The following is a 17,440-nucleotide window of genomic DNA, read 5'->3' as shown; positions in this document are numbered from 1 at the left end:
TTACATACGTAAACCGGGCCTACAATGCTTTGCCGAAGGAATAGCAAAGTAGTAGATCAATAATGTACGATGAAATGAAAAGCCTCCATATAGTAATTTATGGAGGCTTTCTCGTTATTAATACAATAAGTTAACTGAAATTCGAAGGTTTAAGCAGTTTTTGAAACACGTTCGCGGTAATCAAGGCATTTTCTTTTTCTCAACAGTCCACTTAGAGTCGTTTGCTAAGCCCGGCGGATTACCTGTAAATAATTTACCCGCTTGTTTGTCGCCTTTTAACTGCCATTCATACCAAGCCGTAGCAACCTTACCAAACTCTCCGCCGTGAGGCATACCATAAGTACCGCCATGGCCAACATCCAGGTTGGCTACAAATACAGGTACGTTGTTGATTAGTCTGTAATCATCCATGCCGTTTTTGTAGGCAATATCTTTTTCTCCACCCAAAATATACAGGGTAGGTGTGTGCAGTTTGGTTAATTGGTCTTTAGTAAGTGCAGGCATACCCGGCATTGCAGTTCCTGGATTTATAAAGATACCGCTATTGCAAACCACTGTAGTAGTTACCCGTGGATCGGGTGCTGTTTCCAGCGTTTGCAGCCCCCCGCACGACATTCCACTTACCGCTATTTTCGAAACGTCTATTTTACCATACAAAGAACTTTTAGAATCGCTGTTTTGGGCAATGGCCCAGTTAATAGCATCGGTCATTTGTGACGATGTAGAACGGCCGCTGCCTTTTTCGCCTTCTTGCGGCATTGGGCCTATAGCAACTACAAGAAAACCGTGTGATGCAACTTCTGATAAAAAATTGACATGTTCCCACGGAGAGTTTGCACAAGCACCATTACCCCATGCAATGATGGGCAACTTGTTTTTAGAACCAAAAGGTGTTAGATCTTTAGGCCTAAAGATAGTATGTGTAGGCAATGAACTTTCCTGAAGCATGGCGGCTTTATACCTGCCCGTTCCGCCGTCCTCAATAACTCTTGATATAACCTTGGATACATGAGAGGTTTCTTGCGCAATAACGATGTTGTTAAAACTCGCTAACAGCAAGCAAACTATTACAAATTGTTTTTTCATTGAGGTGATACTAAGGTGTCTTGGTTAAATGCAGCATCAGAAATGACGCTAATGAGGAAAGCATCATTTAACTTACATATTGATTTATTAACATTGGTTTATTACTATCAAAGTTATGTTGTGCAGAAGGGTTAAATTCTTCGGTTTGTATAATTTAGTAGCAGGTTTGTTCAAATTGGTTTACATGTAACGCTATACTTAAAGTAGTTAAACCTTAGAAATTTATAGGTAATTGATTTAAATTTTACAAATAACAAAATACCATGGCATGTCAAAGTCTTAATAAATCATTTGGTTAATTGTTTATTTGATATTTTTATAGATAGCCGTAAAATCATATATTAAAAGCTTTAAATTTGAGATGCCTTTTTTGAACCGCTTGCCTTGATTTTATGAATTACATACTTTACAAAAAGTATACATTCTTTTTCTTTTTATTACTTAGTTTCAGCCTTCAGGTTGCTGGCAAGGAGCCTGTCCGCTGTTTAGGTATCGAAAAGGGATTATCAAATAATTCAGTCACCAGCATATTTAAAGATTATTACGGCTACATGTGGATTGGTACCTACGATGGGCTAAACCGTTACGATGGGCAAAAATTCAAGATTTTCCGTAACACCTGGGGCGACTCTACTTCCATAGGGAACAACTATATTACTTCTATTACTGGTAACGCTCGCGAGCTGGTTGTAGGCACACAAAAAGGGTTATTTACCTATAACTATAGATCTGCTAAGTTTTTACCCTTAAAATATGCAAACCTGCAAATGCAGGGGCAAAAGCCGGTTATCACTAATATTAACGTGCTGTTAAGTGGTACGGGGGGCGAAGTTTATGTGGGGGCTAACAAGGTTGGCTTGCTTTTATATCGTGCGCCAAACAAAGTTTGCAATAAAGTTGGAGGCATTAAAGGAGATAATTACACCGTTCAGGCTTTAGCGTTTAATGGTCAAAACGAGCTTTTTACCGTAGTAGCCAATAACGGTTTGTTTAAATTAAACAAGAAAGCCAATAAACTGGAACTTGTAAACGCTACTTTGAGTTCGGCCACCTGTATGCTGTTTGATAAAAGTAATGATAAACTCTGGATAGGTACAGAGAATGGTCTTTATTATTATGACCAGGAAGAAGGCGAGTTGCATGCTTACTCTTCGGTCAAACTTTCGAGCAACAACATAACAAATCTCAATTATGATGTGCAGGGAAACCTGTGGGTAAGTACCAACGGTGGTGGCATAAATATTCTGAATGTTAAGAAAAATTCGATAGTATATTTAGCACCAGGTAAAGAGTTGGGAACGCTTCGCAGTGGGGCAATAAGTGAAGTGTACATTGATAATGAGTCGAGGAAATGGATAGCCACGCTGCGCGGTGGCGTAAATATTATTGAGGCCCAAAATGGTAATTTTAAAAACTATAGTCACGATCCTTTTAACCAAAACAGTGTGGTTAATAACTTCATTCTATCGTTTTGTGAAGATGAGCACCGCAATATTTGGATAGGTACTGATGGCGGAGGGATAAGTTACTGGGACAGAAATAATAATCATTATCAGCATTTTGTCCACAACGCCAATCCATCAAGCTTGCAAAGCAATTTTGTGGTAAGTATTTTAAAAGATTACACTAATAAAATATGGGTGGCCAGTTTTAGTGGTGGTATAGATGCCTACGACCCTCGTACCAAATCTTTTGTTCACTACATCTGTAAAGACCTTTCAAATAATAAGGTAGAGCGGAATTTCTGGAAGCTGTTTGAAGATTCTAAACACAATTTGTGGGCCAGTGCAACACGCGGTGGTGCCCTTTACCGGTATGACCGGGAAAAGGACAGCTTTGTTGTTTACGATAAAACGCTGATTGATATACACGTGCTATTTGAAGATGCGTCAGGAACGCTTTGGGCCGGCGATTATACCGATCTGATTAAAATTAACCCGGTAAACAGAACAACTCTACGTTATAATGTTGGTTATGCGCTGCGAACTGTTGCACAAAGAGACCTCAACCGTTTATGGATTGGTACCGAGGGCGGGGGCTTGCTCCAGTTTGACTTGCGAACGCATAAGTTTTTACGCTATACCCAAAAAGATGGCTTAGCTGGAAACTCTATTTTAAATGCTTTAGTTGCCAACAACGGTGATCTTTGGTGCAGTACCTACAACGGGCTTTCTAAATTTGATATCAGGCACAGCGTTTTTGTGAACTACAATTCGTCAGATGGCTTGCAAAGTAATCAGTTTAGCTATAATGCAGCGCTAAAACTAAAATCGGGCGAATTGCTTTTTGGCGGTATTGCCGGCTTCAATCTCTTTAATCCTGACAGTATCAAATCTGTTGCCCACAACCCCAAGCTACGCATAAACGATGTAAGAATTAATAACGTTGCAGTAGAAGGAAATAGTGGCCTTACGGATGGCAATCCCATAATACGTTTGCACGAAATAAAAGTGCCCTATAATGAAGCTACTATAGCCATTGATTACACAGCACTCGAATACTCGTTACCTGATAAAATAAGTTATGCCTATTACCTCGAAGGTTGGGACCACGGCTGGAATACCGTAGGTAAGCTGCAAACCGCTTATTATACACGGTTGAATGAGGGAAGCTATCGTTTACACATTAAAGCTACCGATACCCAAGGTAATTGGTATGCCGGGCAATTAACTATTTCCATTATCGTTTTGCCGCCCTGGTACCGTACCTGGTGGGCTTTTATGCTCTACATTGGGGTAAGTGGCGCTTTAATATATTGGTTTTGGCTATACCGTAGCAGGCAGCAACAATTAAAATACGAAGTTCAAATCGCCAATTTAAATATGGAGCGAGAAAAAGAACTGAACGAGAAGAAACTCTCTTTTTTTACCAATGTCTCTCATGAATTCCGTACACCACTTACGCTTATTATTAATCCCATAAAAGATTTATTGAGCCAAAGAACGGGTAATAACGATGAGCTGAATGTGATTTATCGCAACGCCCGCCGTTTGCTAGGTTTGGTAGATCATTTGCTGCTGTTCCGCAAAACAGAATCAGAAAATGCAAAGCTAAGTGTGTCCAGGCTTAACTTTGTAGCTATATGTAATGATGTGTTCATGTGTTTTACGCACCAGGCTAAAATTAAACACCTGAACTACATTCTCGATAGTTCAGCACAAATAATGGAAGTTTTTGCAGACCGCGAAAAGATAGAGATAGCTCTGTTCAACCTTATTTCCAATGCTATTAAATTTACGCCCGACGGCGGTACTATTCTGGTTAAGGTAAGTGAAGACGAACACCAGGTGTTTTTCGAAATAGCTGATTCGGGCATCGGCATCAATCCCGAGGTTGGCGAAATGCTGTTTGATAAATTTTTCCGCATAAAGGATAAGCACTTTTCAAAAAGCGGCTTTGGGATAGGCTTGTACCTGGTAAAGAATTTTATTGACAATCATGGTGGAAAGATTAGGTATGCATCTAACCAAACCGGAGGTACAACCTTTATCATGAGCTTGCTCAAAGGCACCATACATTTCTCGGCCGAGCAAATTAATGAAATAAGTATTTGTCCAACCCATATTAACGATTTGATAGATCATGATAATAAGGAGGCCATTCCCGAAGATGACAATACCAACCTCGAACTCTTAATATCTGATAAGCAAACCATTCTCATTATTGATGATAATGACCAGATACGCACTTACATTAAAAAGCTGCTTGTTCCTGAGTACCGCGTTATAGAAGCCGAAGACGGGCAAACCGGCCTTGATCTCATCAAAAGGAACATGCCCGATATGGTAGTCAGCGATATAACCATGGGTGAGTTAAGCGGTATAGAGCTTTGTAAAATGCTTAAGGATGATAACGCGACCAATCATATCCCAATCATATTATTAACCGGGAACGCCACGCCCGAGCTTATGCTAAAAAGTATAAACGAGGGTGCGGCCGATTTTATAAGTAAGCCTTTTGAAAAAGATGTGCTGCTTGCGAAGGTTAAAAGCGTTTTGCGAAGCAAAAAGGAATTGCAAAATTATTTTTACCAGGAAATTACTGCCAAAAACGCAATTAAGAATGTATCCGAAGAACACAAGGACTTTCTCTACAAATGCATTAGTCTGATCGAAACTCATTTGACCGATCCTCAGTTTGACGTGGAGACCTTGGCCCGGTTAATGAAAATAAGTTACCCAACACTTTTTAAACGTATAAAAACAACCACTGGTAAATCCATTAATAATTTTATACGCTTTGTTCGCTTGCGTAAGGCAGCCGAGTTATTAATACGGACCAACTGTAATGTTAACGAAGCCGCTTTCCAGGTAGGTATTAACGATCTCAAATATTTTCGCGAACAGTTTCACAAACAGTTTAATTTAAATCCTTCGGAATTTGTGAAAAAACATCGCTCTAATTTTCAAATTACATATCACGTAGAATAAAATACGGTTCTTTTTTTATTGCTGAAAATTATGCTTTAAAGGCTTTTTAAACTAAGTAATTTGCTTTAATTGGTATTTTACCCCCTAAAATTTACTATTTAATCCCCCAGCCGGTTATGTAATTTCGCCTTATTTCGTAACTGATGTAAGCACTCAATTATATTAAATTTTACTTTGATTTAAGTTTAAATACTTGTAGAGGTGTTGCCAGGAAACTCTCTGTTTATTGTGGCTTTTTTCTTCAAATGAAAAGTTGAAAAGAAACCTATGGTTAAATGGCTATTTTAGCGAGCAACAAATTAAGCTTAGATTTATATAAATCCTACATAATAAAAAAGAAGAATGCGTATATTAAAGACTGTAACCTTAGGCATAGCCGCTATAATTTCGCTTACCAATGTTTATGCACAAAAGAAAGCTGTTTATGTAAAAGATAAAGCTTTTGCTAAAACCATACCTGCTCAGTTTTCTATGGCCGCTAAGCAATATGAGCTGTTAGCCAGCAAGCTTAAAGGGGACAAATTTCCAAAAACCTATTATGCTGCAAAAGATAGTTTAGAAACCAGTGGCTCTGGCTGGTGGTGTAGCGGATTTTATCCCGGAACATTGCTCTACCTGTACAAGCCAACTAAAGATCAGGCCTTACTCACCGAGGCTAACCGCATGCTCAAGTTGCTCGAAAAGGAACAATACAATAAAACCACTCACGATTTAGGCTTTATGATGTATTGCAGTTTCGGAAATGGGCTGCAAATTGCACCGAAGCCTGAATATAAGCAAATCCTTATCAATAGCGCCAAATCGTTGGCCAGTCGTTTTGATCCTAAAGTAGGTTGTATCAAATCATGGGATTCAAAAAAGCCTGAATATTTAGTGATTATAGATAATATGATGAATTTGGAATTACTGTTTTGGGCTACCCGCGCAACCGGCGATTCCAGCTTTTACAAGATTGCGGTAACGCATGCCAATACCACCATGGCCAACCATTTTAGGGCCGATTACAGTTCTTACCACGTAATTAACTACAACCCCGAAACCGGTGCGGTGCAGCAAAAGCGCACAGCACAGGGCTATGCGGATGAGTCGGCCTGGGCGCGCGGACAAGCGTGGGGACTGTATGGCTACACAGTAATGTACCGCGAAACTAAGGATAAAAAGTACCTGGCGCAGGCCAATCACATTGCCCAATTTATTTTAAACAACCCTAATCTGCCGAAAGATAAGATTCCTTACTGGGATTTTAACGCGCCCAATATTCCAAATGCGCTGCGCGATGCTTCTGCAGGCGCTGTAATGGCATCGGCATTTTTAGAGTTGTGCAAATATAACAACGCAGCAATGGGTCGCACTTACTTCAACACCGCCCAAACCATGCTTAAGAGTTTATCAAATGCTCCATACAAAGCTCCGGCAGGTACCAATGGAGGCTTTATATTACAACATAGCGTTGGCCACATCCCTCAAAAAACTGAGGTTGATGTACCGTTAACCTATGCTGATTACTATTTTGTTGAAGCGCTTGAACGCTATCAAAACTTAAAGTAGAAAGAAAATACATGTTTCGAAAGAAAATCGCATTGCTGCTTATTCTGCTGACCATAGCCTATGCCGGCTTTAGCCAGCGAACGGATAAACGGAGCACCAGAGAAGTTTGGATAAACTATATGGACCTTATTGCCCGTCCGGTTATCTCAAACATGGCCGAGGGGAAGCTGAAAGCCAACATGCCGGTAAAGTTTTCTGATCATGTAGACAATCGCGAATCGAGGGCTAAGGTGGCTTATCTCGAGGCTTTTGGTCGCACGCTATCGGGAATTGCACCATGGCTGCAACTCGAAGGTGGAACTGAGCAAGAAATAAAGCTGCGCAATCAGTACCGTAAATGGGTATTGGCCGGGATAGCTAACGCCGTAAATCCGCAATCGGCAGATTATTTGGAATGGCGGGGGGGTCAGCCTTTGGTAGATGCTTCCTTTTTAGCTATAGGCCTTATTAGGGCACCTTGGATTTGGGAACATTTAGATGCTGCTGTTAAGGATCAGGTAGTGGCTGCGCTCATGTTAACCCGGCCAACTATTCCGGTATACAGTAACTGGATATTATTCACAGCAGCCATAGAGGCCTTTTTTGATAAATATGACCTCGGCTATGATCCGGTAAGGATAGAATATGCAGTAAGAGAGTTTACGCAACACTGGTACGTAGGTGATGGCTTGTATGCAGATGGCATGAGCTTTCACCTTGATTATTACAACAGCATTGTAATCCAGCCTTATTTGAGTGATATCTTGGAGGTAATGGTCAACAAGCAGAAGCGCTACCAATCAGAAAGTAACCAGGTAAAGCAAATAGGGCAGCGTTATGCACAAATTTTGGAGCGCTCGGTAAATACCGACGGTAGCTACCCTGCCTTTGGTAGATCAATAGTTTACCGCGGAGGAGTTTTTCATCATTTAGCTAACATGGCGCTTAAAAAGCAGTTACCCGTTTCCATTTCGTCGGCGCAGGTAAGGGAAGCCTTAACGGCAGTGATCAGGAAAACCATAGACGCACCGCAAACTTTTACAGCAACCGGCTGGCTAAATATAGGATTATATGGTAACCAGCCAGGCTTGGCTGAAGGTTATATAACTACGGGTAGTTCTTACTTGTGCAGTACTATATTTCTTCCGCTTGGTTTGCCAGACACGGATGAGTTTTGGACCTCGACTCCCGCACCGTGGACAGCAGTTAAAATTTGGAGTGGCCAGGACGTACCGGCCGACCATGCATTAGAAATAAAAAAGTAAAACGATACATGAAGTTGTTCAACAAAGTAAAATATCTCATTTGTTCTTTACTGCTATCAGTACTAACGGTTCATGCCCAGCGCAGTAGCTTTACTCCTGGCGAGATATGGCCCGATGATAAAGGTGTGCATATTAATGCGCATGGTGGCGGGATACTTTATCAAAAGGGTAAATATTATTGGTTCGGTGAACATAAAGTTGCAGGAGGCGCAGGTAATAAAGCCATGGTAGGCGTACATTGTTACTCTTCTAAAGATCTCTACAATTGGAAAGATGAAGGCATTGCTTTAAAGGTATCTGAAGATACTATAAGCGATATTGCCAAGGGCTGTATTTTAGAACGCCCCAAAGTGGTTTACAACAAAAAGACTAAAAAATATGTAATGTGGTTTCACCTTGAGCTACGGGGACAGAGTTACAAGGCTGCACGGGCGGGTGTGGCCACCAGTAACAATGTGAACGGCCCTTATACATTTATAAAAAGCTACAGGCCTAATGCGGGCATTATGCCATTTTACCCTACAGGAACACCTGAAGAGGAAAAAGTAAATTGTGTTAATCCTAAGGGTAGGAGTGAAGGCTTCTTTTGCCGTGATCTTCCCGGCGGCCAAATGGCCCGCGATATGACAGTTTTTGTAGATGATGATGGAAAAGCATACCATATCTTCTCTTCAGAAGAAAACGCCACCCTACATGTAGCCGAATTAACAGATGATTATACCGGCCACACGGGTAAATTTTCGCGAGTTTACCCGGGTAAGTCTACGGAGGCACCAGCGGTGTTTAAACGCAATGGTGTTTATTACATGATAGGCTCTGGTACTACCGGCTGGGCACCCAACCCGGCTCGCTGGTTTTCTGCAACATCAATATACGGTCCGTGGACTTACCATGGCAACCCCTGCATAGGCGAAAAGGCCGAAATAACTTTTGGTGGTCAAAGCACACATGTGCTGCCTGTACAGGGTAAAAAGGATGCCTTCATTTTTATTGCCGATAAGTGGACACCAAAAGATGCTATAGATGGCCGGTACCTGTGGCTGCCTATCAAATTTAATGGTAATAATATGGAAATTAGCTGGAAGGAAAAGTGGGATTTAACAACGTTTGACGCTAAATGAGAAAATTAATATTAACAGCGGCGCTGTTAACTGCCGGATTTTGTGCCGTGGCACAAAACAACCTGATCACTAATATTAAAGCCCGTAAAACCATAAGTTTAAACGGAACGTGGCAATATATTGTAGATCCGTACGAAACTGGTTTTTATGATTATCGCTACAAAGAACTGCGCGAAGACCAACCCGATGCCTACTGGAATACAGATGTGCAGAAAGACCGTAGCGAGAAGAAAGAGCATGGTTATACCGATAAACTAACTCTGCAGGTACCTGGTGATTGGAACCATCAAAAGCCCGAATTTGTATATTATGAGGGTACAATATGGTATAAGAAATCGTTCGATTACGCTAAATCATCAGGGAACAGCAAATACTTCCTATACTTTGGTGCCGTAAATTACCGGGCCGATATTTATCTGAATGGTAAGAAATTAGGTATGCATAAAGGGGGATTTACTCCTTTCAATTTTGAGATACCTGAATCCCTGCTTAAACCTACCGGCAATTTTTTAGTAGTGAAGGTAGATAATAAACGCGGTGCTGATGAAGTACCTACACTTAATACTGACTGGTGGAATTACGGCGGTATAACCCGCGATGTGAAGCTGGTAGAAATGCCTCAAACTTTCATTCAGGATTATGTAATTCAACTTAGAAAAGCCCATGCGGGTATGGCAGGCAGCAAAACACCATTGGCCGAAGGCTGGGTTAAGCTGAATCATCAACCCGCTGCTAATGAAAGCATAACCATTGAAATTCCTGAGCTTAAGATAAAAAAGCAGATAACGGCTACAGACCAGCTTACAAAACTGGTTGTTAGCCTGCCAAAAGTACAATTATGGTCGCCGTCGCAGCCCAAATTGTATAAGGTATTGGTAAGCACTACTGCCGATAAGGTTGAAGATAAGATAGGCTTCCGTACCATTGAGGCTCAAGGCAAACAAGTATTGTTAAATGGCAAGCCATTGTTCATGCGTGGAATAAGCATTCATGGTGAGATACCGCAGGATGTGCGCCGTGCCTATAGTGAAGCCGATGCCCGGCAATTGTTGGGGCAGGCCCGCGATTTGGGGTGCAACATGGTACGTTTGGCTCACTACCCGCACGATGAAACCATGACCCGCCTGGCCGATTCGCTTGGCATAGTGGTATGGTCTGAAATACCGGTTTACTGGACCATTAACTTTGGCAGTGCCGAGGTGTTGGAAAAAGCCAAAGCCCAATTGAATGAAATGATTACGCGCGATCATAACCGGGCAAGCGTAATTATCTGGTCGGTTGGTAACGAAACGCCGGTTAGTGCGGTTCGCACCAATTTTATGAAGAGCCTGATTACCGCTGCACGCGAAATGGATAATACGCGCATGATATCCGCCGCCTTAGAAGTAAACTACAACTCTGGCAAGAACCTAAACATAGTTGATGACCCCTTGGGTGAGTTTGTAGACCTTGTGGCCTTTAACGAGTATTTAGGGTGGTACGGCGGACTGCCGGATAAGTGCCGGACCACTAACTGGGCTACCAGCTACAATAAACCTTTATTCATTAGTGAAATGGGGGCCGGGGCTAAAGAAGGCTTTCATGCCGACTCGCTTACCCGCTTTAGCGAAGAATACCAAGCCTGGTTTTACCGTGAGCAAATAGCCATGCTTAAGCGTATGCCCGATAATTACGTAGGCATATCACCATGGGTACTGGCCGATTTTCGCTCGCCAAAGCGCAATAACCCGGTATACCAGGAAGGTTGGAACCGTAAAGGTTTATATGATGATAAAGGAAATAAAAAACAAGCATTCTACTTATTGAAAGCCTACTACGCTGAGATGGAGAAAAAGTATCCGCAGCAAAAATAATATACATATGATCTTAAAAAAATTAGCATTTGCTGCACTTGCTCTGTTTAGCATTAGCACAGTAAATGGCCAGCAGGCCAAACATACGTTTACCCTGGGCGATACAGCTTTTATGCTCGATGGAAAACCTTTCCAAATGATAAGTGGCGAGATGCACTATCCGCGGGTACCTCGTGAAGCCTGGCGCGCCCGTATGAAAATGGCGAAAGCCATGGGCTTAAATACCATTGGTACCTACGTGTTCTGGAATTTACACGAACCTCAGAAAAATAAGTTCGATTTTACCGGCAACAACGACGTTGTGGAATTTGTGAAGGCCGCACGTGAAGAGGGTTTATGGGTGGTGTTACGCCCCAGTCCGTACGTATGTGCCGAGTGGGAATTTGGTGGTTACCCGTACTGGCTCCAAAACGAAAAAGGCTTAGTAGTACGCAGTAAGGAAGCCCAATACCTGAAAGAATATGAAACCTATATTAAAGAAGTAGGTAAACGCCTGGCCCCATTACAGGTAAATCATGGCGGTAACATACTCATGGTACAAATTGAGAATGAGTACGGGTCTTACGGCAGTGATAAAGAATACTTAGCCATAAATCAGAAAATGTTTAAAGAAGCCGGTTTTGACGGCTTGTTGTACACCTGCGATCCGGCTGCCGATGCCGAAAACGGGCACTTGGATGGTTTGATGCCCGCTATTAACGGTTTAGATAATCCGGCTAAGGTTAAAGCATTGGTTAACCGCTTACACAATGGCAAAGGGCCTTATTATATTGCCGAATGGTATCCGGCCTGGTTCGACTGGTGGGGTACGCCGCATCATACCGTACCTGCCGAAGCGTACGCCGGGCGTTTAGATTCAGTATTGGCCGCGGGGATATCTATCAATATGTATATGTTTCATGGCGGTACCACACGTGGTTTTATGAATGGTGCTAATTATAAAGATACCAGCCCTTACGAGCCGCAAACCAGCAGTTACGATTATGATGCTCCCTTGGATGAGGCTGGTAACGCAACGCCTAAATTTATAAAATTTCGCCAGGTAATTGAAAAGCATCTGCCAAAAGGTTATGTTTTGCCTGCGGTGCCGGCGGCAAAGCCTTCCATCAAGCTTAGTCCAATAGTAGTAAGTCAAACAGCTGTTTTATTGAATAACCTGCCGACAGCTGTTACAAACGCTAAACCACTTACTTTTGAAGATTTGAAGTTGGATTACGGTTACGTATTATACAGCACGGTGGTTAACGGAGGTAAAAAAGCGCTATTGAAATTAAAAGAATTGCGCGACTACGCCGTGGTTATGGTGAACGGAAAAACAGTTGGAACACTTGACCGCCGTATAACTCGTGATAGTATTCTCCTTAACCTGCCCGCAGGTAAAGTAAAGCTTGATATCCTGGTGGAGAATATGGGACGTATTAACTTCGGAAAATATTTACTGGAGAACAAAAAGGGTATAACCCAAAAGGTTTTGCTGAGCGGTGAGGAAGTTAAGGGTTGGAAAATGTATACCTTCCCAATGACTAATCCTGGTAATTTCCGCTTTGCTAAAAGTGTACAGGCATCCAAATCACCAATAATTAAAAAAGGAACCTTTACGGTAGCTAAACCTGGCGATACTTATCTCGACATGAGCAAATGGGGAAAAGGAGTGGTTTGGGTAAACGGTCATAACATGGGCAAATACTGGAGCATTGGCCCTCAGCAAACTGTATACGTTCCTAAAGAATGGCTAAAAAAGGGTCTTAACAGTGTAGTGGTTTTTGACATGCTTACTTACGATATAAAACAACTTGCTACAACGGGTACACCTGTATTGAACGTTTTGAAGAAATAAGTTCATTGATCGTTGGTTTATTATCAATTGCAATTTACCTGAGTTAATAAGTAAATGTTATGAAATTACTGGCAACTTGTTTATTTATCCTTCCCTTGTTGTGGCTTAAAATTCCCAAAAATAAGGTAGCTAAAGACGATTATAAGCTTGTTTGGAGCGATGAATTTGATAAAGACGGAATCCCCAATGCAGCTAACTGGAAATTTGAAACCGGCTTTGTGCGCAATCATGAGGAGCAATGGTACAGCACGAAAAATGCCTATTGCAAAGGTGGAAAGCTATTTATTGTAGCAAAAACCGATACCACGGCAAATCCTTTATACGATCCGGCTTCTACCGATTGGAAAAAATCGCGTGCAAAATTGGGTTATACTTCGGCGAGCATCAATACCAACGGCATGCATCAATGGCAATACGGGCGTTTTGAAATGCGCGCCCGTTTTGATACCGATGCTGGTTTATGGCCGGCGTTTTGGACCCTTGGAACTAAAGGGGAGTGGCCTTCGTGCGGCGAAATAGATATTATGGAATACTATAGGGGCAAACTGCTGGCTAATATTGCCTGCGGAACTTCGGCGAGGTACAAAGCCAAATGGTTTAGTAACAGCAAGCCTCTTGAGGAATTGGGTGGTAAAGATTGGTCAAGTAAGTTTCACGTCTGGAGAATGGACTGGGATGAGCAGACCATTAGCTTGTATGTAGATGATCAATTGCTCAATTCGGTTAAACTAAGTGAACTGGATAATTCTGTAAAAGATCCGGCCAATCCATTTAAACAGCCTCATTATATTTTGCTTGATCTTGCCATTGGCGGTGATAACGGGGGCAACCCTAAAAACACACAGTTCCCAAAAACTTTTGAGATTGACTACGTGCGTGTATATCAAAAAAATAAATAGCAACAAATTGGAATCATAACGCAGTCAAATTAATCCTTATGTGGATGAAGTTGATGATTTTTATATAAGCAATCTAGGGTAGGTGTATAGTAATACCGTACAAAGACATAGTTTTTTGTACGGTATTTTTGTTACAATATTATCTCGCCGGCGAAAATTGTTTTACTATAAAAGAGTTCTTTTGAGCTTTCAAGCCGCTTTTTTTATAAAATGCCCCCTTTAATTTATGATTTTGTCCCCCTATATCATACCTTTAAAACTGCTTACTTAGCAATATAATCCTTACACAGGCCAATAAACCAATACTTATTTTTTTAACGCTTTTTTCCAGGTTATATTACCGTGCGATACTGTTGCATAACCACCAATTTATTTTCTAAAAAATCAGCATTTATGAGAAAAACCCAAACTAATTATTTGTGGCTTACATTTTTTGTATGCCTATTAACATTAACTTTTCAACATGTCTCTGCGCAAACCGCCTATGTGGTTTCTGGACGCGTGCTCGATAGTAAAAGCATACCGCTTACGGGTGCAACTATTAAAGTGGAAGGTAGCCAACAAGGTACCGTAGCCGACCCCAATGGTAATTTTAAACTGGAACTTAAGGCTCCGTCTACACTGGTCATATCTTTTACAGGTATGGTTACTAAAACCGTACAAGTAAGCGCAACAAATAATCAGGTAGAAATTACGCTTGCCGATGGTGGCAAGCAGCTAACCGATGTGGTTGTGGTAGGTTATGGTACCCAACGACGGTCAGATGTAACCGGCTCGGTGGCATCAGTGCCTAAATCACGCCTATCGCAGTTACCGGTTACAAATGTGCTGCAAGCGCTGGAAGGTGCTGTTGCCGGCGTAAACATTACCACGGTATCATCTGTACCTGGCGCTCAGCCTTCATCTTCGGTACGGGGTCAAAATTCAATAGGCGCAAGCACCGACCCATTTATTGTGGTAGACGGTATTCCGCTGAGCAAAAGCGGAGGTTCGCTAAATGATATCAACCCGAATGACATTGCTTCTATGGAAATATTAAAAGATGCATCGGCAGTGGCAGTTTACGGTAGTAACGGTTCAAACGGTGTTATTTTGATCACCACAAAACGCGGATCGAGCGGTAAACCGGTTATCAGGTATAACGGTTACGGTGGTCTCGAAAATTATGCTCACGTTCTTCAACCACGCGATCCTGTATCATTTACCCAAAAATACATTGACTTTTTAAAACAAAATAACCTTACTCAGCAATTTACTGAGCCCGTTTATAACAACGGCGAGCGTGCTAATTATGCCGCAGGCAGAAGCGTTAACTGGCTCGACGAAGTTAGCCAGCAAGGCGTAATGCAAGATCATAATTTAACTGTTCAGGGTGGTAGTCCCGACGTTAAGTATTACGTCTCAGGAGATTTCTTAAAACAAAAGGGTATTTTGAAAGGATACCAATATCAACGTGTAACTTTTCGTTCAAATCTTGATATCAACGTAACAGACTTTTTAACGGTTGGAACTTCAGCTTTCTTCACCAACAATAACTACGACGGAGGACGTGTTAACCTATTGTTTGCTACAGCCATGAGTCCTTATGGTAATATTTACAATACTGATGGTACTTACAATATTTATCCACAAGCGCCCGAACAACTGTATACCAACCCCTTCTTAGGTTTAACTACAGATGTAATTAACCGTAGTGTTAACGTTGTGGGTAACGGTTATGCCGATGTGAAATTTGATAAATTGGTTAAAGGTTTAAGATATCGTCTTAACGTAGGCTATAACTATTTGCCTACCCGTTATAACAGCTACAGTGGTCGTTTAGCTAACACCCCTTTGGGTTCGGCTTCGGCAACATCAACCGAAACTACCGGTTATACCATTGATAACTTGTTATACTATACTCGCGACTTAGGTAAGCACCGTATAGATTTTACAGGTTTGTACGGCTCTCAGCGTACCAAATATTTCAGCCAGACATCTGGCGCTACCGGTTTTGTTAATGATGCCTTATCGTTTTACAACATAGGTGCAGGCGCTACGCAAACAGCAGGTTCAAATGCCAATCGCAGAGCTTTAAATTATTACATGGCGCGTGCGGTTTATTCATATGATCAGCGTTATGTAGCAACCTTAACCTTCCGTCGCGATGGTTCTTCTGTTTTTGGTGCTAACACCAGCAAATACGGTTCTTTCCCGTCGGCTGCAGTAGCGTGGAACATCAGTAACGAAAACTTTATGAAAAGCGTTAAATGGGTAAATACCCTTAAGCTACGCGGATCTTATGGCAAGGCCGGTAATGAAGCTATTGGCATTTATAGAACTATTACCACCGATAACAGCGTACGCTTTCCATTTAACGGTACCAGCCTTATTGGTTTGCAAGCCGGTAACTTGGGTAACGGTAATTTGATATGGGAAAGCACAACATCAGCAAACCTTGGTGTCGACTTCTCTTTGGTGAATAGCCGCATTAACGGTACTATAGATCTGTATCATAGCAACGTAAGCGATTTGTTGTTGAACAGAGCTTTACCAACCATAACCGGATATAACCAAGTGTCAGACAACCTGGGCAAAACACGTAATCAAGGTATTGAATTAACTTTGAATACCCGTAACATACAAACCAAATTGTTTAGCTGGGAAAGTAATATCAACTTTACCCGCAACAAAAACAAAATTGTCGACCTTTACGGCGACGGACAAAGCGATATAGTTAATCGTTTATTTATAGGTCAGCCGGTTGGTGTTATTTATGATTATCAAATGACCGGTGTATGGCAAACCGGCGAAGATGTATCCAGGCAAGACCCCACAGCTAAACCAGGCGATTTAAAGTTTGCCGATATAAACGGCGACGGGCGCATTACACCAGACGACCGTACCATTTTAGGCCAAACTTCACCAAAGTGGACTGGTGGTATATCTAATACTTTCAGGTATCAGGGATTAAGCTTAACGGTGTTTATCCAAACCGCACAAGGCATGTTGCGTAACAATACAGACTTTAACTATGCCGATGAGGCCGGCCGTCGTAACACGCCAGCCGAAATAGGCTACTGGACGCCAACTAACGGCAGCCAGGAGTTTCAGTCATTGTCGTATACCAACACACGTGGTTATGGTTATGCGCGTAATGCCAGCTATACCCGCTTAAAAGATATTACCTTAAGCTATACAGTCCCTCAAAGGTTTGTAGACAAATTAGGCCTTTCTACTTTAAGTATATATGCCAGCGGCCGTAACCTGCACACCTGGACCAACTGGATAGGATGGGATCCGGAACAGAGTTATTACACCCGTGGTGTAACCGATTCAAATAATAACCAAAGTGCATTTTCTGCAGGTTTCAACAATAACTATCCGGTAACACGTACCATAGTTTTAGGATTAAATGTTTCATTAAAATAATTAAGCAGAAC

The 17,440-nt window shown here is 41.8% G+C and carries 9 protein-coding genes; 8 read left to right on the top strand and 1 reads right to left on the bottom strand.

Going from position 1 to position 17,440, the window contains the following annotated elements:
- Nucleotides 1–180: 180 nt before the first annotated feature.
- The gene (locus tag IEV61_RS01155; protein WP_188413010.1) at nt 181–1,086 is read right to left on the bottom strand and encodes a poly(ethylene terephthalate) hydrolase family protein; all 906 of its coding nucleotides are present in this window, start codon (nt 1,084–1,086) and stop codon (nt 181–183) included.
- Nucleotides 1,087–1,478: 392 nt separating this feature from the next.
- Between IEV61_RS01155 and IEV61_RS01150 the strand changes: the two genes are divergently transcribed.
- From IEV61_RS01150 to IEV61_RS01115, 8 genes are all read left to right on the top strand, one after another.
- A complete protein-coding gene (locus IEV61_RS01150) occupies nt 1,479–5,516 on the top strand; it encodes a hybrid sensor histidine kinase/response regulator transcription factor (RefSeq protein ID WP_188413008.1) in 4,038 nt (1,345 codons plus the stop codon).
- 342 nt (nt 5,517–5,858) lie between these two features.
- A complete protein-coding gene (locus IEV61_RS01145) occupies nt 5,859–7,064 on the top strand; it encodes a glycoside hydrolase family 88 protein (RefSeq protein ID WP_188413006.1) in 1,206 nt (401 codons plus the stop codon).
- Nucleotides 7,065–7,075: 11 nt separating this feature from the next.
- Complete coding sequence (locus IEV61_RS01140) at nt 7,076–8,308, top strand: DUF2264 domain-containing protein (RefSeq protein WP_188413004.1); 1,233 nt, start codon at nt 7,076–7,078, stop codon at nt 8,306–8,308.
- An 8-nt stretch (nt 8,309–8,316) separates the two neighbouring features.
- Nucleotides 8,317–9,429: a glycoside hydrolase family 43 protein gene (locus IEV61_RS01135; protein WP_188413003.1), complete on the top strand. Its 1,113-nt coding sequence runs from the start codon at nt 8,317–8,319 to the stop codon at nt 9,427–9,429.
- On the top strand, nt 9,426–11,282 hold the full coding sequence (locus IEV61_RS01130; protein WP_188413001.1) for a glycoside hydrolase family 2 protein: 1,857 nt from the start codon (nt 9,426–9,428) through the stop codon (nt 11,280–11,282). Before IEV61_RS01135 ends, IEV61_RS01130 begins: the two co-directional genes overlap by 4 nt.
- 7 nt (nt 11,283–11,289) lie before the next feature.
- Nucleotides 11,290–13,119, top strand: coding sequence for a glycoside hydrolase family 35 protein (locus IEV61_RS01125; protein ID WP_188413000.1), 1,830 nt, complete (start codon nt 11,290–11,292; stop codon nt 13,117–13,119).
- A 59-nt stretch (nt 13,120–13,178) separates the two neighbouring features.
- Nucleotides 13,179–14,018, top strand: coding sequence for a glycoside hydrolase family 16 protein (locus IEV61_RS01120; RefSeq protein ID WP_188412998.1), 840 nt, complete (start codon nt 13,179–13,181; stop codon nt 14,016–14,018).
- Nucleotides 14,019–14,411: 393 nt separating this feature from the next.
- Nucleotides 14,412–17,429: a SusC/RagA family TonB-linked outer membrane protein gene (locus IEV61_RS01115; protein ID WP_188412996.1), complete on the top strand. Its 3,018-nt coding sequence runs from the start codon at nt 14,412–14,414 to the stop codon at nt 17,427–17,429.
- Nucleotides 17,430–17,440 lie beyond the last annotated feature (11 nt).

Origin of the sequence: Mucilaginibacter galii, assembly GCF_014635825.1 — a bacterium.
Classification (GTDB): domain Bacteria; phylum Bacteroidota; class Bacteroidia; order Sphingobacteriales; family Sphingobacteriaceae; genus Mucilaginibacter; species Mucilaginibacter galii.
Note: the sequence above shows the minus strand (reverse complement) of the source record. Positions and strands in the feature narration are given on the sequence as shown.

Excerpts from the sequence above, each read along its gene's own strand:
- IEV61_RS01145 (WP_188413006.1), top strand. The coding sequence starts at position 5,859 with ATGCGTATATTAAAGACTGTAACCTTAGGCATAGCCGCTATAATTTCG.
- IEV61_RS01130 (WP_188413001.1), top strand. The coding sequence starts at position 9,426 with ATGAGAAAATTAATATTAACAGCGGCGCTGTTAACTGCCGGATTTTGT.
- IEV61_RS01115 (WP_188412996.1), top strand. The coding sequence starts at position 14,412 with ATGAGAAAAACCCAAACTAATTATTTGTGGCTTACATTTTTTGTATGC.
- IEV61_RS01140 (WP_188413004.1), top strand. The coding sequence starts at position 7,076 with ATGTTTCGAAAGAAAATCGCATTGCTGCTTATTCTGCTGACCATAGCC.
- IEV61_RS01125 (WP_188413000.1), top strand. The coding sequence starts at position 11,290 with ATGATCTTAAAAAAATTAGCATTTGCTGCACTTGCTCTGTTTAGCATT.
- IEV61_RS01135 (WP_188413003.1), top strand. The coding sequence starts at position 8,317 with ATGAAGTTGTTCAACAAAGTAAAATATCTCATTTGTTCTTTACTGCTA.
- IEV61_RS01120 (WP_188412998.1), top strand. The coding sequence starts at position 13,179 with ATGAAATTACTGGCAACTTGTTTATTTATCCTTCCCTTGTTGTGGCTT.
- IEV61_RS01155 (WP_188413010.1), bottom strand. The coding sequence starts at position 1,086 with ATGAAAAAACAATTTGTAATAGTTTGCTTGCTGTTAGCGAGTTTTAAC.
- IEV61_RS01150 (WP_188413008.1), top strand. The coding sequence starts at position 1,479 with ATGAATTACATACTTTACAAAAAGTATACATTCTTTTTCTTTTTATTA.